Source organism: Pseudomonas sp. Pseusp88, from assembly GCF_047303955.1.
Taxonomy (GTDB): domain Bacteria; phylum Pseudomonadota; class Gammaproteobacteria; order Pseudomonadales; family Pseudomonadaceae; genus Aquipseudomonas.
Genome location: NZ_JBGLYM010000054.1, coordinates 1 through 22,063, shown reverse-complemented (window position 1 = coordinate 22,063; position 22,063 = coordinate 1). Strand labels below are relative to the sequence as shown.

Sequence of the window (22,063 nt, the reverse complement as noted above, 5' to 3'; positions counted from 1 at the left end):
AGCTTTCGCGAATGAATTCGCTCCCACCGTAGCGTGTGCATATCGTCGGTTGTGTGGGAGCGGATTCATCCGCGAAGGGGCCAGTACATCCAACACATTGGCGGCGGCCGGAATAAAGCTTTCGCGAATGAATTCGCTCCCACAGAAGCGCGTGAATATCGTCGGATCTGTGGGAGCGGATTCATCCGCGAAGGGGCTACTCTGGCTTTACAGCAAACATAGCATCTCCCACAACTCACTCTCACCCAGGCCACCTAGACCGTAAGCAACCGCTCGCGCAATTTGCTGATCTCGTCCCTGGTCTGGGCCGCTGCTTCGAACTCCAGGTCCCGGGCCAACTGGTACATTTTCTCTTCCAGCTGGCGGATACGCTTGGTGATCTCGCTCGGTGAGCGCAGTTCGTTTTCGTAGCGCGCCTGCTCCTCGGCGGCCTTGGCCATGCCTTTGCGCTTGCGGCTGTTGGAGCCTGGAACGGTGGCGCCTTCCATGATATCGGCGACGTCCTTGAACACGCCTTTGGGAATAATGCCGTTGGCGGTGTTAAAGGCGATCTGTTTGTCACGGCGCCGTTCGGTTTCGCCAATCGCCCGTTCCATGGAGCCAGTGATGCGGTCGGCATACAGAATCGCCCGACCATTGAGGTTACGCGCCGCGCGGCCGATGGTCTGGATCAGCGAGCGCTCGGAACGCAGGAAGCCTTCCTTGTCGGCATCGAGAATCGCCACCAGGGACACCTCGGGCATGTCCAGACCTTCACGCAACAGGTTGATCCCCACCAGCACATCGAAGGTACCCAGACGCAGGTCGCGGATGATTTCCACCCGTTCCACGGTATCAATGTCCGAGTGCAGGTAGCGCACACGCACGTCGTGGTCGGCCAGGTAATCGGTGAGGTCTTCGGACATGCGTTTGGTCAGGGTGGTGACTAATACGCGCTCTTCCAGAGCCACGCGCTTGCGGATCTCCGACAGCAGATCATCAACCTGGGTCAGGGCCGGGCGGATCTCGATCTGCGGATCGACCAGGCCGGTAGGCCGTACCACCTGCTCCACCGTGCGCCCGGCATGTTCAGCCTCGTAGTTGCCAGGGGTCGCGGAGACGAAAATGGTCTGGGGGCTGACCGACTCCCACTCATCAAAGCGCATGGGCCGGTTATCCAATGCCGAAGGCAGGCGAAAACCGTACTCCACCAGCGTCTCCTTGCGCGAGCGGTCGCCCTTATACATGGCGCCAACCTGAGGCACGCTGACGTGGGATTCGTCGATGACCAGCAATGCATCAGGCGGCAAGTAGTCGTAGAGCGTCGGCGGCGGCGCCCCGGCTGGGCGTCCGGACAGATAGCGCGAGTAGTTTTCGATACCGTTGCAGTAACCCAGTTCGAGGATCATTTCCAGATCGAAACGGGTGCGCTGCTCCAGTCGCTGGGCCTCGACCAGTTTGTTCTGCCCGCGCAGGTACTCCAGGCGCTCCTGCAACTCGACCTTGATCCCTTCCATGGCGTCGAGCAGGGTTTCCCGCGGCGTCACGTAGTGGCTCTTGGGGTAGAAGGTAAAGCGCGGCAGTTTGCGGATGACTTCGCCTGTCAGGGGGTCGAAGGCCGAGAGGCTTTCCACTTCGTCGTCGAACAACTCGATACGGATCGCTTCCAGGTCCGATTCCGCCGGGTAGATATCGATGACATCGCCACGCACCCGAAAGGTCGCCCGGGCGAAGTCCATGTCGTTGCGGGTGTACTGCAGGTCCGCCAGGCGCCGCAGCAAGGCGCGCTGATCGAGCTTGTCGCCGCGATCCACGTGCAGGACCATCTTCAGATAGGTCTCGGGGCTGCCCAGACCATAGATGCACGACACCGTGGTGACGATAATGGCGTCCTTGCGCTCCAGCAGCGCCTTGGTCGCCGACAGGCGCATCTGCTCGATATGGTCGTTGATCGAGGCATCCTTCTCGATGAAGGTGTCCGAGGACGGCACATAGGCTTCGGGCTGGTAATAGTCGTAATAAGAGACAAAGTACTCGACGGCGTTGTTGGGGAAAAACGCCTTGAACTCGCCATACAACTGCGCGGCCAGGGTCTTGTTCGGCGCCAGTACCAGAGTGGGGCGCTGTACCTGGGCGATAACGTTGGCAATGCTGAAGGTCTTGCCCGAGCCGGTCACACCGAGCAGGGTCTGGTGCGACAACCCTGCCTCGATCCCCTCGACCATCAGGCGAATGGCTTCCGGCTGATCACCGGCTGGCTGAAATCGGGTTACCAGTTGAAACTCGGACATAACGAACCTCTTTTTTCGTCTCCGCAACCCCCTGCAAAGGGCGTAGGAAAACGAGATGACCACTCCGTCGCCTCAGCTCTTCATGGGGAGCAGGCTTACAAGATGGGAGTGCGGTGGACTACAAATGGTGCCGTCATGTTCACCTTTCAAGCGACGCATTGCACCCGTTGATCGAAAGCTGTGGCGCAATCTGCCCAGTGATCGACAAATAAACGGAAAAACCCGGAAAAAACGCTCCCTGCCCTGTCGCCCCCACCGCCGATGCTCTCTATACTAGGTCCCCGTTTGCGCACCGCTCTAGTGCATTCGGCCGGAGCGTTGCACCCCCTCCACTCCTCCATTCAGAGCCGCCGCAAAATGAGCCTGTTCTCCGCTGTCGAAATGGCACCTCGCGATCCTATCCTTGGCCTTAACGAAGCATTCAACGCTGACACCCGAACAACCAAGGTCAACCTTGGCGTTGGCGTTTACTGTGACGAAGCCGGGAAAATCCCGCTGCTGCGCGCCGTTGCCGAAGCCGAGAATATTCGCGTCGCTCAACACGCACCCCGTGGCTACCTGCCGATCGACGGCATCGCCGCCTACGATCTGGCTGTGCAAAAGCTGCTTCTGGGCGCTGATTCGCCGCTGATCGCTGCCGGTCGCGTGCTGACCACCCAGGCTGTAGGCGGTACTGGCGCACTGAAAATCGGTGCCGACTTCCTCAAGCAATTGCGCCCGAACGCCGTTGTTGCCATCAGCGACCCAAGCTGGGAAAACCACCGCGCGCTGTTCGAAACCGCCGGTTTCCCGGTGCAGAACTACCGCTACTACGATGCCGCGAGCCACGACGTGGACCGCGCCGGCATGCTCGCCGACCTGCAGAACCTGCCGGACGGCTCCATCGTCGTGCTGCACGCCTGCTGCCATAATCCCACCGGCGTCGACCTGACCGCCGACGACTGGAAAAAAGTCCTGGAAGTGGTCAAGGCCAAGGGCCACGTACCCTTCCTCGACATGGCCTACCAGGGCTTCGGTGACGGCATCGACGAAGACGCCGCCGCCGTGCGCCTGTTCGCCGACTCGGGCCTGACCTTCTTCGCCTCCAGCTCGTTCTCCAAATCCTTCTCGCTGTACGGCGAACGTGTCGGCGCCCTGTCGATCATCACCGCTTCGAAAGAAGAGACCGGCCGCGTGCTGTCCCAGGTCAAGCGCGTGATCCGTACCAACTACTCCAACCCGCCGACCCACGGTGCAACCATCGTAGCTGCGGTGCTCAACAACCCGGAACTGCGCGCCACCTGGGAAGCCGAGCTGGGCGAGATGCGTACCCGCATCAAGGCCATGCGCGAAGCCATGGTCGAACGCCTGGCGGGTAACCCGAAAGGCCAGGACTTCAGCTTCGTCGGCCGTCAGTGCGGCATGTTCTCCTACTCCGGCCTGACCACCGCTCAGGTCCATCGCCTGCGTGACGAGTTCGGTATCTACGCCCTCGACACCGGCCGTATTTGCGTAGCAGCGCTGAACAACAGCAATATCGATGCAGTGACCAAGGCGATCATCCAGGTGATCTAAGCAGCACTTGTCGAGCGAAAAGGGGAAACCAACAGGAGTTGGCTTCCCCTTTTTTATGGGCGCATGACTTAACCCGAGCAACTTAAGATGCCAGCCCTGAGAGCATTGGATCCAAAGTACACATCCATTTAATGTAACGCCAAGGCTACCCCCGCCCTCTGCAATGCAACTCGCGCCCATACCACAGAAGCCGTTGGAAACTAACAGCCCGTTTTTTTTGAAAACTCAGCAAAAACTAACGTCGAGCCTCCCGGGTGAAGACTGAACGCGTGCAGACCTACCGGATTCAGTTGACCATCTTCGTCATAGATGTCAAATTGATATATAGTCGATATGCCCGTGGTGCAGCCTTTCCAAAGCCAGCACCGCCCCGCTTTATTTACACTTACCGCTCTCGAATAAAACCGGCACAGGTAAAATCGATCATGGCTACGCTTGGTGCTCGATTGAGGTCCGAACGATGCAGGCTCGGTCTGTCCCAGAGAGCGCTTGCGGAAATAGGTGGCGTTAAAACCAATGCCCAGGGGCACTATGAACAGGGCCTTCGGCTGCCTCGCGCCGACTACCTGGCCAGGGTGCACAGGGCGGGCATCGACATCGTTTATGTGCTCGTCGGGATCAACAGCGCAATCCATCGAGAAGAAAGCCTTTTGTATCGCTGGCACCCTTAGCCAGCCCCCCCGGCTGCCGATTCGCAGCACCAAAGGCGTCGACTTGAATACCAGATAATAAATCATCCCCTGCGCTCAAGCGCGCATCGCTCAATCTGACGAACGACCTTTCAGGCGCTGAACTCACCACCGACATCCGGTTTCAGATATAAAATAACCATTAGACGTACAGGTTACCGGGAGAAGAAATGAAGTATGTATTATTTCCCAGGGAGCTCATTGAAAGGATTCTGAAAGAGGACGTTAATTCGTTTAACCCCTCCACGCTGGAGGAGCTGAAAAACACCATCATGAAATCCCCGGAGATGGAACTGACGAATGACCTCAGGTTTATTCTGGGCAGACCCAGCTATGAATGCATGAGCACTGCACAGGTGCTGCGTCATATGGGCATGGAAATCGCCGAAAGAGCAGAAGATGAACAGGCAGCGAGTATATTCTGGATGCTCAACCATTATATCAATGACCCCAGAAACTGGCGAAGCAACTCCCTCGATGAATTCACCAAGGCAGCCCAATTAAATAAACGAGACCCTTGATAACCGTCCACCCACTTCCAGCGCCGACGCTGTTGATGAAGTGCGCCTGGTTATATTTTTTTGACGCCAGAAAAGAATCCTGCTTTATCTTCCCAATAGAGAAATACCGAATTTCTCATAGCTGAAACAATACCTGCGCCCGTTCGTCTAATAATGTTTATTTTGGTCACTACCGATTGACACCCTATATCCTTTCAACAACGCTTTGGACAATATTCCCACTCATTCCCTTGATGGTTTACCACCCACTTATGAGGTTCGAGACATGGAAGACTTGGCAGTCAATTCTCAAGCAATCGAACTACAGCAAGGCAGCGGACTCTCCGACAGACCTTTCTGTACCACCGCCGACAAGAGCGAGCTGAATAAAATAATCCAGCATATCGATACGTTTGGCTTTGCCTGCCTGGAAAATGTCATTACACCCCATGAGCTGAATGAGCTGGTGACTTTTGCCAATACCTGTGCACTGCGATTTCAAGGGGAGTATTTTGCCCTGCATGGCAAGGAACTGCTGAACAAAAGCCTTCTGGCAACGCTCTGGGACAACCCCAGCCTGGCGCAGATGCTGTCCGGGCTTTATGAGCATGCAGCAGGCAGGAAGCCGACCAGCGATACGATCTGGCCCGTATTGAGATGCGTGCAAGGCAACCAAGGCGAACGGGAGTCTGGCTGCTTTCACTATGATGCCAGCCTGGTCACCTTATTGATCCCGGTCATTATCCCTTCAGAAGGCGAGCAACGCGGCGACCTGATGGTCTTTCCCAATATAAGAAAGACGCGAAGCCAGGTGTTGATCAACTTGATCGAAAAAATGCTGTTGCAGAACGCACTCAGTCGCAAGCTGATCAACTTCGCGATTAAACACAAACTGCTCATTCCGCAACAACTACAGCTTAAGCCGGGCAACTTGTATATCTTCTGGGGCTATCGCTCGTTGCACGCCAACCAGCCTTGCAGCCCGGATATAAAGAGAGCCACGGCAATCTTTCACTTCGGCGACCCCCATGAAGGCAGTGCAGTGACCAAACTCATCCTGAAGTTCAATCAGCGACGGGCGCGGCGTACCAGTAACAAGGCCATGAATATTCGCAAAACCCATTAAGCCTGCCAGGGCTCGCATTGCGAGCCCCTAGTTACCTAGGCTTTTTTACGATAAGCCATAGAATCATCTATCCGTTTGAGTATGTAATCCCCCGCTGATACGGCCGAATAGTGGCTCGCGGCCGCATCAATACCCAGATCACAGGGATCAACAACCGCATCATAAGTCGGATCATAAAAGGTCGCGATGGAATAACGCTCATGCCCGGATTTATTGATCACCCGGTGCAAGGTCGAGCGGAAACGATCGTTGGACCAACGCGCCAGCAGGTCGCCGACATTGACTACCAGGCTGCCGGGAATGGGCGTCGCATCGATCCAGTTGTTACTGGCCAGTTCCCGAACCTGCAAACCGCCGCTGTTGTCCTGATAGAGCAAGGTGATACAGCCGTAGTCAGTATGGGGCGCGACGCCGAACTGGTCCGCCTCGGCAGTCGGCGGATGCGGCGGGTAATAGACCATCTGCGTACGTTGCAGGCGCTTGGTGTATTTGCCGACAAAGAAATCCTGCTCGATACCCAACCCCGCTGCCACTGCCTGCAACAGGTCAGCACCGGCCTTGGCGATTTCGGCGTAGTACAGGTCCAGGGCTTCGCGCAGTTCGGGCATGAAGTCCGGCCACTGGTTCGGCCCGCGCAACGCTTCCCCCGCCAACACGGCCGGATCGTCTTCGGGCAACTCCAGGCCCATGCTGAAAAATTCCTTGTAATCGGGCTTGGTTGCCTCATACATCAGCGCACCGCCCAGGGCGTGCCAGCCGCGATGGCGCTTGTTCACTGCAACCTGGCGCTTGGTCTCCACCGGATGGGCAAAGAAGGTCCTGGCCGCCGCCATGGCGCGGTCTATCACCGCCTGGGGCACGCCGTGATTGACGATATAAAAGAAGCCGGTCTCGCAGCAGGCGCGGCGAATGGCTTCGCCGACTCGCTGGATGCTGGCCGGATCACCGTCCCGGACACCGGTCATGTCAATCAAGGGCAGATTTGCGCTGGCGATCATGCTGACTCCTGAATGGTTGAAGCAGGTGGTATATACAGGCACAAGCATTTCCTGTGCCGCCTTGTTTTACGGCATGCCGCTTGCTGGGGACGAGATGTCTGAACAAGCTCATGCTTATCAAACACCGCTCAACCTCATGATATGGAATGGGATTTTGTGGGAGCGAATTCATTCGCGAAAGCGGTATTTCAGACGAAGAAAATGCATCGACTGCCCTGGCCTCTTCGCGAATGAATTCGCTCCCACACTGTGCGGTGTTTGTTAGTAACAGCGCGGTGACAGAGACACCGCAGAATTTCAATCCAATCCACTCAAGGATACTCAATGCGCCGCTATCACCCTGGCCCCGACTTCCGCCGCGCCCACAGCATCGCTGAACTGGCGGCGATGGCGCAGCGGCGGTTGCCGAATTTCGCCTGGGAGTACCTGGCCGGTGGCGCCGAAGAAGAAATCACCCTCAAGCGCAACCAGCAGGCCTTTGCCGATATCCGCCTGCTGCCGCTCACCCTGGTGCCCTGTACCGGCGCGGATACCGGGCGCACGGTGCTCGGTCAGGATCTGCCGCTGCCCATGGCCATCGGCCCCACCGGCTACAACGCCATGCTCTATCGTGATGCCGACCTGCATCTGGCCCGGGCCGCCACCGCGCGTGGTTTGCCGTTTACCTTGAGCACGGTGTCCACCAGTTCCCTGGAGCAAGTGGTCGCCGCCGTGCCCGACGTCAATCTGTGGTTCCAGCTGTATTGCCTGCGCGACCCCAAGGTTCAGGAAGACCTGTTGCTACGGGCTGGCGCCGTGGGCTGCACGACACTGCTGCTGACCAGTGATGCGGTATTGCTGGGCAATCGCGAGTGGGACAAACGCAACTTTGTTCGCCCACGGCAGTTGAGCCTGCGCAACAAGCTCGATGTGCTGCGTCACCCGCGTTGGTTGCGCCAGGCGCTATGGCCTCGTGGCATGCCGGGAGTGGCTAATGTCGAACGCTACCTGCCGCACGATCAACGCAACGCCGCGGGCGCCGCGCACTTTATTGGTGCACAGATGGATACCGCGCTGGATTGGGATGCACTGGCACGCCTGCGTCAGCGCTGGCCGCACAAGCTGTTGCTCAAGGGCGTGCTGCACCCGGCGGACGCGGAAAAGGCCGTAGGCCTCGGTCTCGATGGCATCGTGATCAGCAACCATGGCGGCCGTCAGCTCGATGGCGCCCCGGCCACTGTCGACTGCCTGCCCGCGATCGCTGCAGTGGCCAAGGGCAAGCTCAGCCTGCTTTTGGATGGCGGTATCCGCCGCGGTACGGATATCCTCAAGGCCTGTGCACTGGGTGCCGATGGCGTGCTGCTCGGCCGGGCGACCCTGTATGGCGTCGCCGTCGGCGGCGAGGCCGGGGCCGGGCATGCCCTGGACCTGCTGAGTAACGAGCTGCGCCTGGCGTTGTCCTTGCTGGGCCAGCCGCAACTGGATGCCCTGCGTGCCGACTTTTCCACTTCTTTGACCGTGAGCTGAACCGATGAGCGATTTGCAGCAGACCCTCGACTTCTTGCGCGCAGCCCTGGGTGACGCCCAGGTGTTGACCGGCGAGGCCATCGGCCAACGGCATTACAGCGACTGGACCGGCCACGCCCCCGCCTGCCCAGCCGCCCTGTTGCTGCCTCGTAACACCGAACAAGTCAGCATCGCCCTGCGTATCTGCAACGACGCCGGGCAATCGGTGGTGCCGCAAGGCGGCATGACCGGCCTGGCCGGGGGCGCGATTGCGACCACTGCAGATATCGCCCTGTCCCTGGAGCGTCTGCGCGGTATCGAGGAAATCGACACCGCCGCTGCGACCATCAGTGTCTGGGCCGGTACCACCCTGCAAGAGATCCAGCAGGCCGCACAGGAGGCGGGATTTCTTTTCCCTCTGGACCTGGGCGCCCGGGGTTCCTGCCAGATCGGCGGCAATATCGCCACCAACGCCGGGGGCAACTCGGTGATCCGCTATGGCATGACCCGCGAACTGGTACTGGGTCTGGAAGTGGTCCTGGCCGATGGCCGCGTGTTGAACCTGATGAACAAGATGATCAAGAACAACTGCGGTTATGACCTGAAACAGTGCTTCATCGGCAGTGAAGGCACCCTTGGCGTGATTACCCGCGCCGTTTTGAAGCTCGCACCGCAACCCGGCGAAACCACCACCCTGCTCTGCGCCCTGCCCGATTACGCCAGTGCCGTAAGCCTGCTGCGTCGAGTGCAGCGCGACGTCGGCACACCCCAGGCCTATGAACTGATGTGGCAGGACTTCTGCCGCATGGGCGTGTCCTGGCTGGAAACTCCCGTCGCCCCGATGCCCGATGACTATCCGCTGTATGTGCTGTTCGAGTGCGCGGGGGATCGCCAGGCGCTGGAGCAGACCCTGGAAGCCGCCATGCAGGCCGGGGAAGTGGCCGACGCCATCCTCGCCGCCTCCCATAGCCAGGCCCGTTCACTGTGGAAAATCCGCGAAGCCACCGGTGAGTTCCCCGTGCGCCTGGCGCCGCTGAACTTCGATATCAGCCTGCCCATCGGCCAGATCGGCGACTTTGCGCAGCTGTGTCGCCAGCGCCTGGATCAACGCTGGCCGGGCAACCACAGTGTGTATTTCGGTCACATCGGTGACAGCAATCTGCACCTGACCGTGGACTGCAACAGCCTGCCGCAACCGGCGCCGGTTCTGGAAATCGAAGAACTGGTCTATACCGCCGTGGGCGAACTGGGCGGCGCGGTCTCGGCCGAACACGGCATCGGTCTGCTCAAGCGCGAGTTCCTGCACCATTCGGTCAGCGCCCAGGCCCTGGAGGTGATGCGCCAGCTCAAGGCCAGCTTCGACCCCAAGGGTATTCTCAATCCGGGGAAAATCCTCGGTTGATGGCAAAAGCACAGCTTGTATATACCGGTATGGCACGCTAACTGCTTCACATCACCCGCCAGGTGAATCCCTGCGAGCCAGATCCAGCTGCAACAGGCACGACCCCACATAATTTGAGCCTCACTGAGACGAAGGAGTTACCGCATATGCAACTCGATTCCCTGTTCAGTACCAAAGCTGTCAAAAGCCTGAGTATCGCCGTGGCCATGGCGATCCTGCCCTTGGCGGCCCACGCCGATCAGTTGGCCGATGTGAAGAAAGCCGGTGAGCTGGTGGTGGGCACTGAAATGCAGTTCGCCCCGTTCGACTACCTCGAGGGCGGCAAGCAGAAGGGCTTGAACGCCGAGCTGTTCGAGCAGCTGGGCAAGGAACTGGGGGTCAAGATCAAGTTCCTCGACCTGCCATGGCCCAGCGTGCTGCCGGGCCTGGAAGCGAAGAAGTTCGACGTCGTAGCCGGCCCGATCATCGAAACCAAGGCGCGTCAGGAGCGCTACCACTTCGTCCTGCCGGTGGCCGAAGCCACCGTCTCGCTGATGGTCGGCGCCAAGGACGACAGCATCAAGAAGCCTGAAGACATCTCCGGCAAGACCGTCGGCGCCGGCAAAGGCTCGGCGCAACTGGAAGAGCTCAAAGCCTTCGCCAAGACCCTGCCTAAAGAAGTCACCATCAAGGAATACGTCGACAACAACCAGGCCTATGCAGACCTCGCCGCCAAGCGCATCGTCGCCGTGGCCAACTCGCTGCCGAACATCTCCTTCGTCGCCAGCCAGAAGAGCAACCTGTACCGCGTGGTCGAGCCGCCATTCGGCAAGAAATCCTACTTCGCCTACCTGGGCCGCAAGGACGCCGATGCCGACAGCCTGATCGCCGCCCTGGACGCCGCCATGCTGAAAATGCACGCCGACGGCCGCCTCGCCGCCCTGCAGAAGAAATACCTGGGCGCCGAAATGGAAGTGCCGAAAGCTGACTTCACCCCGACCTGGTAAGCCTGCCTTGACCCTCGATCGACAGCGCCCTGCCCAGGGCCGCTGCCGGTCGATGCTGGAGTAACCCCATGTTCGATTGGCCTTTGCTGCTGCAAAACCTGCCGCTGTTGGTCGACGCCTTGCTGGTGACCCTCAAGGTCTCGGTGGCGGCCCTGGCGTTCGGTTTTGTCATCGGCATACTGGTGGGCAGCCTGCGGCTGTCGCCTTCGCCACTGCTCAGGCGTCTGGGCGGGGCCTACATTTTTGTGTTCCGCGGCATTCCGCTGCTGGTGCAACTGCTGTTGATCTACTACTTCCTGCCGCGTATCGGTCTGCCCAACGTGTCCCCGGAAGTGGCGGCCATCACCGGCCTGTCCCTGGCGGCCGGGGCCTATATCGCCGAGATCATGCGTGGCGGCTTCCTCGCCATTCCCGGCGGGCAACTGGAAGCGGCCGGCCTGCTGGGCCTGAGCGCCGGGCAGATGCTGCTGCGTATCCGTGTGCCCCAGGCCGTGCGCCTGACCCTGCCCGCGCTGATCAATGAAATGATCCTGCTGATCAAGGCCTCGTCCCTGGTGTCGGTGGTGGGCCTGGCCGACCTGACCCGCACAGCGCAGAACCTGGCGGCCAGTGATTACATGTTCGTGCAGGATTACCTGATGCTGGCGGGCTTCTACTGCCTGATCAATATCCCGCTGGCCTTCTTCGGCGGTGTGCTGGAACGGCGCATGAAGGAGAAAAGCGCATGATCTTCGACCCGAAAATCATCACCGACCACCTTGGCGATATCGGCTCGGGCTTTCTCGTCACCCTCGGCACCTGGAGCAGCGGCGTGGCTCTGGGCCTGGCGCTGGGCATGCTGATCGCCGTCGCCCAATTCTTCGGCAACAGCTTTATCCGCGCGCCGTTGCGGGTGTTCATCGAGGTGATCCGCAGCACGCCGTTTCTGGTCCAGCTGTTTTTGCTCTACTACGGCGGCCCGGCCTTCGGCCTGAGCCTGGAGCCGATCCCGGCCGGGATCCTCGGCCTGGGCGTGTATGGCAGCGTGTATTTCGCCGAGATCTTCCGCGGCGGCTTCGAGTCAATCCCCCGTGGCCAGCTGGAAGCGGCGCAATGCCTGGGCATCACGCCGATGCAGGCGATTCTGCGCATCCAGGTGCCGCAGATGCTGGTGCTGATCCTGCCCGCGCTGGTCAATATGGTCACGGTGCTGTGCAAGGAGACCGCCGTGCTGTCGATCATTACCATCCCGGAACTGACCATGGTCATGACCGGCATCGGCTCGGAGACCTTTGCCTTCGTCGAAACCCTGCTGGCCCTGTGCGTCGGTTACCTGCTGCTGGTCGAGGCGTGCTCGCGGCTGGGCATGTTCCTGGAAAAGCGCGTCGGCCGCTTCATGAACCGGCAGGCGCACTGACATGAACAGTATCCAAACCATTTCCCGGCCGGTGCCTGCGCGCACCGCCGCGCAACAAGGTGAAACGATGAAAACTGGCGAGCAACTTCCCGCTGACCGTGCGCCCATGCTGACGCTGAACCAGGTCGGTAAAAGCTTCGGCACCGTGCGCGTGCTCAAGGGCATCGATCTTGAGGTGCATCCGGGTGAAGTGATGTGCCTGATCGGCCCGTCCGGCTCGGGCAAATCCACTTTGCTGCGCAGCATGGCCTTTCTCGAAGAGTACGACGAAGGCGAGATCCTCATCGAAGGCCAGCTGCTGGGTTGGCTGCCGGACGCGGGCAAAGCCCGCAAGCGCGCGCCGCAATCGCGGATCAATCAGGTGCGGCGCAACGTCGGCATGGTCTTCCAGCAGTTCAACCTGTGGCCGCACATGACCGCCCTGGGCAATGTCTGCGAGGCCCTGCGCCGGGTGCGCAAGCTGCCTGCCGCCGAGGCCACGGCGAAGGGCATGGCGATGCTGGACAAGGTCGGCCTGGCGCACAAGGCGGCGTCTTATCCGGCGCAGATGTCCGGCGGCCAGCAACAGCGCGTGGCCATTGCCCGCGCCCTGGCCATGGAACCGCACATCATGCTGTTCGACGAACCCACCTCGGCCCTGGACCCGGAACTGGTCGGCGAAGTGCTGCAAGTCATGAAGACCCTGGCCAGGGAAGGCATGACCATGGTCGTGGTCACCCACGAAATGGGCTTTGCCGCCCAGGTCGCAGATTCAGTGGTGTTTCTCGATCAGGGCCAGATCGTCGCCCGTGGCACGCCCCAGGCGATCTTCCACAACAACGAGCACCCCCGCTTGCAGCAGTTCCTGCAGAACTACCTGGATCGCAATGCGTTCTGGACCGACGCCCCCGAGGCGAGCCTGACATGAGCAGCCCGCCCGGCCTGAACAAACCCGTACCGCAAGCCCTGTACCGGCGCGCCAAGGACTTTGTGCAAGACAAGCTGGGCCGTGGCGAATGGAAGCCGGGCGACCTGATCCCCTCGGAAAACCGTCTGGTGCAGGAACTGGGCATGTCGCGCATGACCGTCAACCGCGCGCTGCGTGAGCTGACCGATGAAGGCCAACTGGTGCGGGTGGCGGGGGTCGGCACCTTTGTCGCCGCGAGCAAGCCGCAGTCCAACCTGCTGCGCATCACCAATATCGCCGATGAAATCCTCGCCCGGGGTCATCGCTACAACTGCCAGGTGCTGCACCTGGGCCGGGAGTCGGCGTCCATGCCCATCGCCGCTGCTCTGGCCCTGCCCACCGGTGCCTCGGTGTTTCACCTCTTGTGCGTGCATTACGAAGAAGATGTGCCGGTGCAACTGGAAGACCGCTACGTCAATCCGGAACTGGTCCCGGACTTTCTCGCCCAGTCCTTCGGCGACCAACTGCAGGCCGCCAAGTACCTGCTGCAAGTCATCCGCCCGGATGAAATGGAACATATCGTCGAGGCCAGCCACCCCAATGGCGAAGAAAGCCGGCAGTTGCAGATCGACAGCCACGAACCCTGCCTCGTCCTGCTGCGCCGCACCTGGAACAGCGGCAAGGTGGTGACCTACGTGCGCCTGCTGCACCCCTCCTCGCGTTATCGGTTGGGCAGTCGCCTGCCGGTGACCGGGGCGCATCGGGATAGTTGACTGCTGGAACTCCCACGCAGCCCACACTTGGCAGAGTGGGAGCGAATTCATTCGCGAAGGCGGTAGTCCCGGCGGCAACAATGCGTCGACCTCACGGCCCCTTTCGCGAATGAATTCGCTCCCACAGTAGCGCGTGAATATCGTCGGTTCTGTGGGAGCGGATTCATCCGCGAAGGGGCCAGTACATCCAGCACATTGGCGGCGTCCGAAATAAAGCTTTCGCGAATGAATTCGCACAGTAGCGCGTGAATATCATCGATGTCTGTGGGAGCGGATTCATCCGCGAAGGGGCCAGCACATTCGCTGCATTCTCTGCAGCTGAAAATCCGTATTCGCGGGCAAGCCCGGCTCCAACGACAAATATATCCGGCATCGGAGATTGCATCCCCCCACACGAACCGGCACGATCGCTCTGCCGCCTGCCTTTGCAGGCCACTGCCCGCGTTACGTGCCCCGGAGTGTTGTCGGTCATGGCTGAACCCGCCTCACAAACCCCTCTTGCCTCGCAGAAACTCACCCCACGCGAATTTCGCGGGATGGTGGCGATTCTGTTATCCATCGCCCTCGCCACCCTGGATACCGCCATCGCCAATACGGCGCTACCGGCCATTGCCGCAGACTTGAACGCCTCCCCTGCCGCGTCGGTATGGGTGATCAACGCCTATCAACTGGCGGCGGTTGCAACCCTGTTGCCCTTTGCTGCTTTGGGTGGAGTTGTCGGACATCGTAAGGTCTATCTCGGCGGCCTGATGCTATTCGTGGTCTCGTCGCTGCTGTGTACCCTGGCCTGGTCGCTGCCGACCCTGACCATCGCCCGGGTGCTGCAAGGCATCGGCGCCAGCGCCATCATGAGCGTGAACGCAGCACTGATCAGTTCGATCTTTTCCCATGAACGCCTCGGTCGCGGTCTGGGCATGAATGCCCTGGTGGTCGGCACCTCTTTCGCTGCCGGGCCGACCATTGCCTCCCTGGTGCTGTCAGTGGCCAACTGGCCGTGGCTGTTTGCGATCAACCTGCCCATCGGCCTGTTTGCTCTGGCATTCGGCTGGAACTCGCTGCCCGTGACCAAGCCCGGAACCCTGACCTTCGACCGCCTGACGGCGGTGCTCAATGTCATCACGTTCGGCGCGCTGATCTTCGGCCTCAGCCAGGCGGCGCAACTGGGTTCGCTGAGCAGTGTGCTGATTGCCATGGCGGTGTTCCTCGTCGCGGGGGCGATGATGTTGCGTCGCGAGGTCGGTCATCCGGCGCCGATGTTCCCCCTGGATCTGTTGAAACGGCCGATGTTTGCCTTGTCCGCCCTGACCGCGTTCTGCTCGTTCGCCACCCAGGGCCTGGCGTTCGTCTCGTTGCCGTTTTTCTTTGAGACCGTATTGGGCCGCGACCCGGTGCAGACCGGCTTCCTGATGACGCCCTGGTCAGTAGTGGTGGCCCTGATCGCCCCTGTGGCCGGGCGTTTGTCCGACCGTTATCCGGCCGGGCTGCTGGCCGGTATCGGCCTGGCGATGCTCAGTGGCGGCATGGTCTCGCTGGCGCTGATGCCGACAGACCCCAGCGCCCTGGACATCTGCATTCGTACGATCTTCTGCGGCCTGGGCTTCGGTTTCTTCCAGGCACCCAATCAGAAAGCCATCATGACCAGTGCGCCACGTCATCGCGCCAGCGGTGCCAGTGGCACGGTAGCCACGGCGCGGCTGATCGGCCAGGCCACGGGGGCTGCTCTGGTGGCTTTGAGCTTCGGGATTTCCGGGGAGCACGGGCCGGTCCTGGCCCTGAGCATCGGCGCTTGTTTCGCTGCTGTAGGCAGTGTGGCCAGCGGCCTGCGCCTGCTGACCAAACCGGTGGTATGAATCAGCGCTTCTTGAGGATCTCGATGGCCTTGTTGGCATCGAGCTTGGGGAAGGAGAAGCGGATCAGCAGCGGCGTTTCCTTGGTCAGGCCAATTACCAATAGCTCCACGGCACGAAAGTTGGCCGGCGCATCGGCAAAGAACGCGTCCATGTCACGGTAGCTCTTCTTCTTGTCGGCGGTGGCCGGATCGATGTCGACAAAGCTATAGGTCAGCGAGCCCGACTTGATCGCCGTGCCTTCGAATTCCTTGAACTTACTGGCATACACCGCGCCCGAGGTCGAAGCCGCCAGCTTGAACATGTCCAGCTGGTTGCTGGCATCGCTCAGGGCCGAGAGCCGGTAGGTCTTGCTCAGCTCGTCGAGGGTATGGGCGTACAGGTCCTTGTCGAAGATGCTGATCAGCGAAACCATGTTCAGTTTGTCACTGACAAAGGTCAGCGCTGCGCTGAATTTGTGGCCGATGAACTCAACGTTATCCAGGCACAGGGCCTTGATGCCCATCTGCTCGGAACAGTCGTAATAGCCTTTGGCCGACTTGAAGCTGTCGTAGGGCGCGTCGTAGGCGTAATTCTGAAACAGAATGTCAGCGGCCACGGCGGCGGGCGCGCTGAACAGCGCGCTCACGCCGATAATGAGCGCCGGGATCAGTTTATTGAGCATGAATGCGGGCTTCCTGAGCGATCGAATATCGCTAATAGCCCAATGCTACCAATGAAAAACCCCGGCTGTCTCAGGATTACTTGATCAGCAGTACCGGCACCGAAACCTCATGAATCACCCGGTTGGCTACCGAGCCCAGCAACAGCCCGCCGACACTGCCCAGGCCGCGGGTACCCATGACCATGGTATCGCAGCGTAATTGGCGAACAGCCGCATCGATCTGCTCCGGCACATTGCCGATGGCCGGATGCAGTTCATAGGCAATGTCGGCTGCTTTGAGCCGCGCCCCGGCTTCTTCGAGGACGCGTTGCGCCGTTGCCAGCAGGCCCTCATTGATCTGTTCGATCATGTTTGCGGTGATGTAGTCGCCGTAGATCACAGGACCGTTCTGCACGTTGACCACATGGACTTCCAGGGGACGCGCCAGACAGGCGCTGAAATCGATGACGTACTGCAAGGCACGCTTCGAGGGTTCGGAACCGTCGTAGGCAATCAGGACTTTGTGCATGTCGCTTCTCCATAAGGGCTATGGAGTCAACATAGGACGGCGACGAGCGGCGAGCTTGACCGGGGTCAATCAATGCGGGGATTTAATCGAGGGTATGGAAATGCGCCAACGCCAGGCATGCAGCACCCGGCGCTGGCGATACGGCTTACAGCGCCATGTCGGCCGCTGGGTTGCTTTCAGCTTTCTTGGCCGGTGCGGCCGGAGTTGCAGTGGCAGCCGGGTAGGCAGCAGCGTCGATCACCGGTGGCTTGGCAAGTTGCAGGACTTCAGCGGTGTAGTCCCACTCTTGCTGAATGCGCGCTGGCGAGCCATTGAGCTTGGTACCGTAGCTCGGCACGATCTGGCGCATCTTCTCCTGCCAGGCAGGCGTCGCAACTTCTTTCTTGAAGACCTTTTCCAGCACATCGATCATGATCGGTGGCGCGGTCGAGGCACCCGGGGAGGCGCCCAGCAGGCCGGCGATAGTGCGGTCCTCGGAGTACACGACCTCGGTACCCAGTTTCAACACACCGCCTTTCTCAGGATCACGCTTGATGATCTGCACGCGCTGACCGGCTTGCCACAAGCGCCAGTCTTCTTTCTTGGCGTGGGGGAAGTACTCTTTGAGCGCGTTGAAGCGGTCGTCATCCGACATCATCAACTGGCCTGCCAGGTACTCGATCAGCGGGTACTGCTCAACGCCTACCTGGGTCATCGGCCACACGTTATGGGTCGTGGTGGTCGACAGCAGGTCAAGATAGGAGCCTTGCTTGAGGAACTTGGTGGAGAACGTCGCGAATGGCCCGAACAGGATCATACGCTTGCCGTCCAGCACACGGGTGTCCAGGTGCGGTACGGACATGGGTGGTGCACCGGTCGACGCGATACCGTAAGCCTTGGCCATATGTTGCATGGCGATGTCCTGGTTATCGGTGACCAGGAACGAGCCACCGACCGGGAAGCCAGCGTAGTCGCGTGCCTCAGGGATATCGGACTTTTGCAGCAGCTTCAACGCGCCGCCACCGGCCCCGACGAATACGAACTTCGCATCCGTGCCGTGGGTGGTGCCGTCTTTCAGGTTTTTGTATTCGACGTGCCAGCCGCCGTCTTTGTTGCGGGTGATTTCTTCGACTTCGCTCGACAGCTTCAGGGTGAAGTTAGGCTTGGTCTGCAGGGCGGCGACGTATTGGCGAGTGACTTCACCCCAGTTCGCGTCGGTACCGATCGGCGTCCAGGTAGCGGCGATTTTCTGGTTGGGATCACGCCCTTCCATCATCAGCGGAACCCACTGCTTGATCTGCGCCTGATCTTCGCTGTACTGCATGCCAGCGAACAACGGGCTGCGTTGCAATGCCTCGTAACGTTCCTTGAGGAACTTGACGTTATCATCGCCCCACATGAAGCTCATGTGCGGGGTGGTGTTGATGAAGGAGTGCGGGTTTTTCAACACGCCCGACTTGACCTGCCAGGCCAGGAACTGACGAGTGACCTGGAAGGCCTCGTTGATCTCGATCGCCTTGGCGATTTCGATCTTGCCGTCTTTGCCGTACGGGGTGTAGTTGGACTCGGCCAGGGCCGAGTGACCGGTACCGGCGTTGTTCCAGCCGTTGGAGCTTTCTTCGGCTACGGCGTCGAGGCGCTCGACCATTTCCATGGTCCAGCCCGGTTCCAGCTCATTGAGCCAGACGCCCAGGGTCGCACTCATGATCCCGCCGCCGATCAGCAACACATCGACTTTCTTGGTTTCGGCAGCCTGCAATGGCGTAAGCGCCATGGACATTGCCAGGCCCAGCAGGGCCGTGTTCACTGTTTTAAACATACTTGTTCCATATGATAAATCGCCATCCGCCCGCCATCAGCAGGGGCAGGAACCGTGCTGCCGGTATTGACTACCGCCGACACATCTCCCACGCCAGCGTGGACCAGAGGATGGACATACAAGGCCGATTGGGGTTTTTTGACCTCACGGTGATGTTCCCCTGCGCTGACTTCTTATTAATCATTGGCTTCAGCTGCTTGAGTGACACTACATCTTCTATCCCGCACGAGTGCGGCCGTGGAGTGTATAGAACCCGCTGCGCCGCGGAAACTACAGCAGGCAGCTTTCAGCAACCCTTCAACGCCTGATTCTAGTCGCAAAATTGCCACGACGTCGGCTGCACCCCCTATAAAGACGAACGAATCGGACGCTTCTACACTCCCCGCGACAGGCTGCGGTGCTAAGGTGCAGAACGTGAAAAAAATCGCTGATCCTTGCGAACCGGATGCGGTGCAGCCGGTTCGAAAGGCAATTGCAAGGAGTTAAAACATGTCTGTCTGGACCATCGCTGCTGGCAACACCGTACTTAACTCACTGGATCTCGAGAAAGCCAGGCTCGCCGCCAGGGAGAATCCGGGTGGCTGGTGCTGGCGGCCGGGCATGGCCGACTGGCAGCCGATCTATGAAAATATCGAGATACGGCCCATGAAAAAGGACGGCGTGACGCCGCTGCCCGCACCGCCGCAATCGATGATCTACCCCAAGCCCGGCGCCCTGCCTGCCGGAGCCGCCAACCTCCCCGCTGCGCCACCGGCACCCTCATCTGCTCCAGCCGCCGTGCCTGCGCTAAAGGCCAGCAGCGATGTAGCATCGACAGGCTTCGGCTCCGGTGAGTGGACCGAAGGCCTCGACTTCAAGATCCACGGCATGGAAACCCAGTTCGTCGAGATTGAACTGGATCAAGGCGAGAGCGCTGTAGCTGAAGCCGGGGCCATGATGTACAAGACCTCGGATGTCGAGATGGAAACCATCTTCGGCGATAGCAGCGCCGGTTCCTCCGGCTTCATGGGCAAGTTGATGAGCGCAGGCAAGCGCCTGGTCACCGGGGAAAGCCTGTTCACTACGGTGTTCACCCAACAAGCGCCAGGCAAGGGCATCGTCGCCTTCGCCGCGCCGTTCTCCGGCACCATCCTGCCTCTGCGCCTGAGTGACTACAACGGCAAGCTGATCTGCCAGAAGGACAGCTTCCTGGCCGGCTCCAAGGGCGTCTCCATTGGCATGCACTTCCAGCGCAAAATCCTCACCGGCCTGTTCGGTGGCGAAGGCTTCATCTTGCAAAAGCTCGAGGGTGACGGGCTGGTCTTTGTGCATATGGGGGGCACGATCAGGAAGCTCACCTTGTCCGCAGGCCAGCGCCTTGATGTCGACACCGGTTGCCTGGCGGCGATGACCTCTGAGGTGGATTTCGATATCCGTAAGGCCGGCGGCCTCAAGAGCATGCTGTTCGGCGGCGAGGGCGTGTTCTTCGCCACCGTCACCGGACCGGGTACGGTGTGGCTGCAAAGCCTGCCTTTCTCGCGCCTGGCCGGACGAATGCTGGCCGCCGCGCCGCAGGGAGGTGGACAACGTCAGGGTGAAGGCTCGGTGCTGGGCGGGTTGGGCGACATTATTGGTGGGCGCAGCTGAACATATGGGCGCGGGCCCGCTCTTATCAGACATAACTTGTCACATGATTTGAAATGCGATCCTGTAGGAGCTGCCGCAGGCTGCGAACGGTGTTTATCTGACACACCGTTTTCGCAGCCTTCGGCAGCTCCTACAAGAGCTATGCGCTAGATAACCAAAAGGATGACCCATGCAGATTACCCAAGGACAAAGGTTGCCGCTGTCGAGCATCCTTGCGGGCGACCAGTTCAGCTTCACCCTCGCCATCACCCTTAACTCTCCCCATGTGATCGACTACGTGTGCTTCGGCGTCGATGCCGCCGGCAAGCTGTCCGACGATCGCTATATGGTGTTTTTCAATCAGCCCGCCAGCCCCTGCAACAGCGTGCGTCAGAGCAACGGCGGCGAGTTCGGGCTGAATCTGGCGACCCTGCCCAAGACCATCGACCGTTTGGTGTTTACCGCCTCGATCGACGGCGATGGCGCCATGAAGGACCTGGCGGTCAGCCGCTTCGCCATCAAGGACGCGAGTGGCAGCGAACTGGCGACCTGCGAGTTCCGAGGTCAGGATTTCGCTGGCGAGAAAGCCATTATGGTCACCGATATCTATCGCAAGGACGGTGTCTGGCGCGTTCAGGCCAATCTGCAAGGCTTTAACGAAGGGCTTGATGCGCTGGTCCGGCATTTCGGTGGCGAAGTCGCTGAAGCAGCGACGCCTGCACCTGCCCCTGCTCCGGCAAAGATATCCCTGGAAAAGAAGATTGCCGCTGCCGCCCCGCATCTGGTCAGCCTGGCCAAGAAGGCTCAGATCAGCCTGGAGAAAAACCAGCTGTCGCAGGTCAAGGCTCGGGTTGCCCTGGTCCTGGATGCTTCCGGCTCCATGAACGGCCAGTATTCCCGTGGCCGCGTGCAGGAAGTGGTCAATCGCCTGCTGCCCATGGCTGTGCATTTCGACGACGACGGCGAACTGGATTGCTGGGCTTTCGGCGCCAAATCCTGCCAACTGTCAGCCGTATCACTGGCCAACCATCAGGATTACATCAACACCGAGGACGGCGGCTGGCGCAACTGGAACGTCGGCCAGCGGATCAATGACGAGCCCAAGGTCATTCGCCAGGTCATCGATTATTACAAAAAGTCGGGGGATCGTACGCCGGTCTACGTGATGTTCATCAGCGACGGCGGGGTCCATGAAAACAAGGCCATTACCAAGCTGATCGTCGAAGCCGCGGCGCTGCCGGTGTTCTGGCAGTTTGTCGGCATCGGTGGCAACAGCTACGGCATCCTGGAAAAGCTCGACACCATGGAAGGCCGGGTGGTAGATAACTGCGGTTTCTTCGCCCTCGACGACCTGCACGATATCAGCGAAGAAGCACTGTATGACAAGCTGATGGCGGAGTTTCCGGGATGGCTCAAGGAGGCCAGGGCCAAGGGGATTATCTTCTAGGACGGTCACCCACGACGCCTGGATGGGTAAAAACCTGTGGGAGGGGAATTAATATGGGAAAAGGCCCGGGAATTAAAAAACCCCAAACCCAATAAATAGGGGACACAAAAAGCGGGCCCAGAAAAAAAA

General features: G+C 59.9%; 19 protein-coding genes. 13 read left to right on the top strand and 6 right to left on the bottom strand.

Annotation, left to right across the window (positions count from 1 at the left end; genetic code table 11):
- Positions 1-254 precede the first annotated feature (254 nt).
- Positions 255-2,270, bottom strand: a complete 2,016-nt coding sequence (gene uvrB / locus ACCD02_RS31260; RefSeq protein ID WP_413310364.1) for an excinuclease ABC subunit UvrB — start codon at positions 2,268-2,270, stop codon at positions 255-257.
- Between the two features lie 357 nt (positions 2,271-2,627).
- Here uvrB and ACCD02_RS31255 point away from each other — a divergent pair, with 357 nt between their 5' ends.
- Entirely contained in the window at positions 2,628-3,824 is a 1,197-nt protein-coding gene (locus ACCD02_RS31255) for an amino acid aminotransferase (protein WP_413310362.1), read from the top strand.
- 200 nt (positions 3,825-4,024) lie between these two features.
- Here the strand turns inward: ACCD02_RS31255 and ACCD02_RS31250 are convergent, their stop codons facing one another.
- Positions 4,025-4,561, bottom strand: a complete 537-nt coding sequence (locus tag ACCD02_RS31250; protein ID WP_413310360.1) for a hypothetical protein — start codon at positions 4,559-4,561, stop codon at positions 4,025-4,027.
- Between the two features lie 122 nt (positions 4,562-4,683).
- On the opposite strand from ACCD02_RS31250, the gene ACCD02_RS31245 reads away from it, so the two are divergent.
- Together ACCD02_RS31245 and ACCD02_RS31240 are read left to right on the top strand one after the other, a co-directional pair.
- Positions 4,684-5,034, top strand: a complete 351-nt coding sequence (locus ACCD02_RS31245) for a hypothetical protein (RefSeq protein WP_413310359.1) — start codon at positions 4,684-4,686, stop codon at positions 5,032-5,034.
- 265 nt (positions 5,035-5,299) lie between these two features.
- A complete protein-coding gene (locus tag ACCD02_RS31240) occupies positions 5,300-6,139 on the top strand; it encodes a hypothetical protein (protein ID WP_413310358.1) in 840 nt (279 codons plus the stop codon).
- A 35-nt stretch (positions 6,140-6,174) separates the two neighbouring features.
- Here ACCD02_RS31240 and ACCD02_RS31235 read toward each other — a convergent pair whose 3' ends face one another.
- Positions 6,175-7,137, bottom strand: a complete 963-nt coding sequence (locus tag ACCD02_RS31235) for an isopenicillin N synthase family dioxygenase (RefSeq protein WP_413310356.1) — start codon at positions 7,135-7,137, stop codon at positions 6,175-6,177.
- A gap of 324 nt (positions 7,138-7,461) precedes the next feature.
- On the opposite strand from ACCD02_RS31235, the gene ACCD02_RS31230 reads away from it, so the two are divergent.
- The 8 genes from ACCD02_RS31230 (at position 7,462) to ACCD02_RS31195 (ending at position 15,915) form a co-directional block, all read left to right on the top strand.
- A complete protein-coding gene (locus ACCD02_RS31230; protein WP_413310354.1) occupies positions 7,462-8,643 on the top strand; it encodes an alpha-hydroxy acid oxidase in 1,182 nt (393 codons plus the stop codon).
- A 4-nt stretch (positions 8,644-8,647) separates the two neighbouring features.
- On the top strand, positions 8,648-10,024 hold the full coding sequence (locus ACCD02_RS31225; protein ID WP_413310353.1) for an FAD-binding oxidoreductase: 1,377 nt from the start codon (positions 8,648-8,650) through the stop codon (positions 10,022-10,024).
- A 146-nt stretch (positions 10,025-10,170) separates the two neighbouring features.
- Positions 10,171-11,010 carry a transporter substrate-binding domain-containing protein gene (locus ACCD02_RS31220; protein ID WP_413310351.1) on the top strand — a complete coding sequence of 280 codons (840 nt, stop codon included), beginning with the start codon at positions 10,171-10,173 and terminating at the stop codon, positions 11,008-11,010.
- Positions 11,011-11,078: 68 nt separating this feature from the next.
- Positions 11,079-11,738, top strand: a complete 660-nt coding sequence (locus ACCD02_RS31215) for an amino acid ABC transporter permease (protein WP_413310349.1) — start codon at positions 11,079-11,081, stop codon at positions 11,736-11,738.
- The gene (locus tag ACCD02_RS31210) at positions 11,735-12,406 is read left to right on the top strand and encodes an amino acid ABC transporter permease (protein WP_259100444.1); all 672 of its coding nucleotides are present in this window, start codon (positions 11,735-11,737) and stop codon (positions 12,404-12,406) included. Before ACCD02_RS31215 ends, ACCD02_RS31210 begins: the two co-directional genes overlap by 4 nt.
- Before the next feature lie 106 nt (positions 12,407-12,512).
- The gene (locus ACCD02_RS31205) at positions 12,513-13,313 is read left to right on the top strand and encodes an amino acid ABC transporter ATP-binding protein (protein WP_413310367.1); all 801 of its coding nucleotides are present in this window, start codon (positions 12,513-12,515) and stop codon (positions 13,311-13,313) included.
- Entirely contained in the window at positions 13,310-14,065 is a 756-nt protein-coding gene (hutC, locus tag ACCD02_RS31200) for a histidine utilization repressor (RefSeq protein WP_413310347.1), read from the top strand. The genes ACCD02_RS31205 and hutC overlap by 4 nt, the downstream gene beginning before the upstream one ends.
- A 536-nt stretch (positions 14,066-14,601) precedes the next feature.
- Positions 14,602-15,915: an MFS transporter gene (locus tag ACCD02_RS31195; protein WP_413310365.1), complete on the top strand. Its 1,314-nt coding sequence runs from the start codon at positions 14,602-14,604 to the stop codon at positions 15,913-15,915.
- 1 nt (position 15,916) lies between these two features.
- On the opposite strand, the gene ACCD02_RS31190 is transcribed toward ACCD02_RS31195, so the two are convergent.
- The 3 genes from ACCD02_RS31190 to mqo all read right to left on the bottom strand — a co-directional run bounded on the left by ACCD02_RS31190 (position 15,917) and on the right by mqo (position 18,882).
- Positions 15,917-16,576, bottom strand: a complete 660-nt coding sequence (locus ACCD02_RS31190) for a hypothetical protein (protein ID WP_413310345.1) — start codon at positions 16,574-16,576, stop codon at positions 15,917-15,919.
- A 76-nt stretch (positions 16,577-16,652) separates the two neighbouring features.
- On the bottom strand, positions 16,653-17,084 hold the full coding sequence (locus ACCD02_RS31185; RefSeq protein ID WP_413310343.1) for a universal stress protein: 432 nt from the start codon (positions 17,082-17,084) through the stop codon (positions 16,653-16,655).
- Positions 17,085-17,229: 145 nt separating this feature from the next.
- A complete protein-coding gene (gene mqo, locus ACCD02_RS31180; RefSeq protein WP_413310341.1) occupies positions 17,230-18,882 on the bottom strand; it encodes a malate dehydrogenase (quinone) in 1,653 nt (550 codons plus the stop codon).
- Between the two features lie 489 nt (positions 18,883-19,371).
- Between mqo and ACCD02_RS31175 the strand changes: the two genes are divergently transcribed.
- Together ACCD02_RS31175 and ACCD02_RS31170 are read left to right on the top strand one after the other, a co-directional pair.
- Positions 19,372-20,508 (top strand): AIM24 family protein, encoded by a 1,137-nt coding sequence (locus ACCD02_RS31175; protein ID WP_413310340.1) that lies wholly within the window; start codon positions 19,372-19,374, stop codon positions 20,506-20,508.
- A gap of 169 nt (positions 20,509-20,677) precedes the next feature.
- Entirely contained in the window at positions 20,678-21,934 is a 1,257-nt protein-coding gene (locus ACCD02_RS31170; protein WP_413310338.1) for a VWA domain-containing protein, read from the top strand.
- Positions 21,935-22,063: the final 129 nt, after the last annotated feature.

Excerpts from the sequence above, each read along its gene's own strand:
- uvrB (WP_413310364.1), bottom strand. The coding sequence starts at position 2,270 with ATGTCCGAGTTTCAACTGGTAACCCGATTTCAGCCAGCCGGTGATCAG.
- ACCD02_RS31255 (WP_413310362.1), top strand. The coding sequence starts at position 2,628 with ATGAGCCTGTTCTCCGCTGTCGAAATGGCACCTCGCGATCCTATCCTT.
- ACCD02_RS31250 (WP_413310360.1), bottom strand. The coding sequence starts at position 4,561 with ATGATTTATTATCTGGTATTCAAGTCGACGCCTTTGGTGCTGCGAATC.
- ACCD02_RS31245 (WP_413310359.1), top strand. The coding sequence starts at position 4,684 with ATGAAGTATGTATTATTTCCCAGGGAGCTCATTGAAAGGATTCTGAAA.
- ACCD02_RS31240 (WP_413310358.1), top strand. The coding sequence starts at position 5,300 with ATGGAAGACTTGGCAGTCAATTCTCAAGCAATCGAACTACAGCAAGGC.
- ACCD02_RS31235 (WP_413310356.1), bottom strand. The coding sequence starts at position 7,137 with ATGATCGCCAGCGCAAATCTGCCCTTGATTGACATGACCGGTGTCCGG.
- ACCD02_RS31230 (WP_413310354.1), top strand. The coding sequence starts at position 7,462 with ATGCGCCGCTATCACCCTGGCCCCGACTTCCGCCGCGCCCACAGCATC.
- ACCD02_RS31225 (WP_413310353.1), top strand. The coding sequence starts at position 8,648 with ATGAGCGATTTGCAGCAGACCCTCGACTTCTTGCGCGCAGCCCTGGGT.
- ACCD02_RS31220 (WP_413310351.1), top strand. The coding sequence starts at position 10,171 with ATGCAACTCGATTCCCTGTTCAGTACCAAAGCTGTCAAAAGCCTGAGT.
- ACCD02_RS31215 (WP_413310349.1), top strand. The coding sequence starts at position 11,079 with ATGTTCGATTGGCCTTTGCTGCTGCAAAACCTGCCGCTGTTGGTCGAC.
- ACCD02_RS31210 (WP_259100444.1), top strand. The coding sequence starts at position 11,735 with ATGATCTTCGACCCGAAAATCATCACCGACCACCTTGGCGATATCGGC.
- ACCD02_RS31205 (WP_413310367.1), top strand. The coding sequence starts at position 12,513 with ATGCTGACGCTGAACCAGGTCGGTAAAAGCTTCGGCACCGTGCGCGTG.
- hutC (WP_413310347.1), top strand. The coding sequence starts at position 13,310 with ATGAGCAGCCCGCCCGGCCTGAACAAACCCGTACCGCAAGCCCTGTAC.
- ACCD02_RS31195 (WP_413310365.1), top strand. The coding sequence starts at position 14,602 with ATGGTGGCGATTCTGTTATCCATCGCCCTCGCCACCCTGGATACCGCC.
- ACCD02_RS31190 (WP_413310345.1), bottom strand. The coding sequence starts at position 16,576 with ATGCTCAATAAACTGATCCCGGCGCTCATTATCGGCGTGAGCGCGCTG.
- ACCD02_RS31185 (WP_413310343.1), bottom strand. The coding sequence starts at position 17,084 with ATGCACAAAGTCCTGATTGCCTACGACGGTTCCGAACCCTCGAAGCGT.
- mqo (WP_413310341.1), bottom strand. The coding sequence starts at position 18,882 with ATGTTTAAAACAGTGAACACGGCCCTGCTGGGCCTGGCAATGTCCATG.
- ACCD02_RS31175 (WP_413310340.1), top strand. The coding sequence starts at position 19,372 with ATGTCTGTCTGGACCATCGCTGCTGGCAACACCGTACTTAACTCACTG.
- ACCD02_RS31170 (WP_413310338.1), top strand. The coding sequence starts at position 20,678 with ATGCAGATTACCCAAGGACAAAGGTTGCCGCTGTCGAGCATCCTTGCG.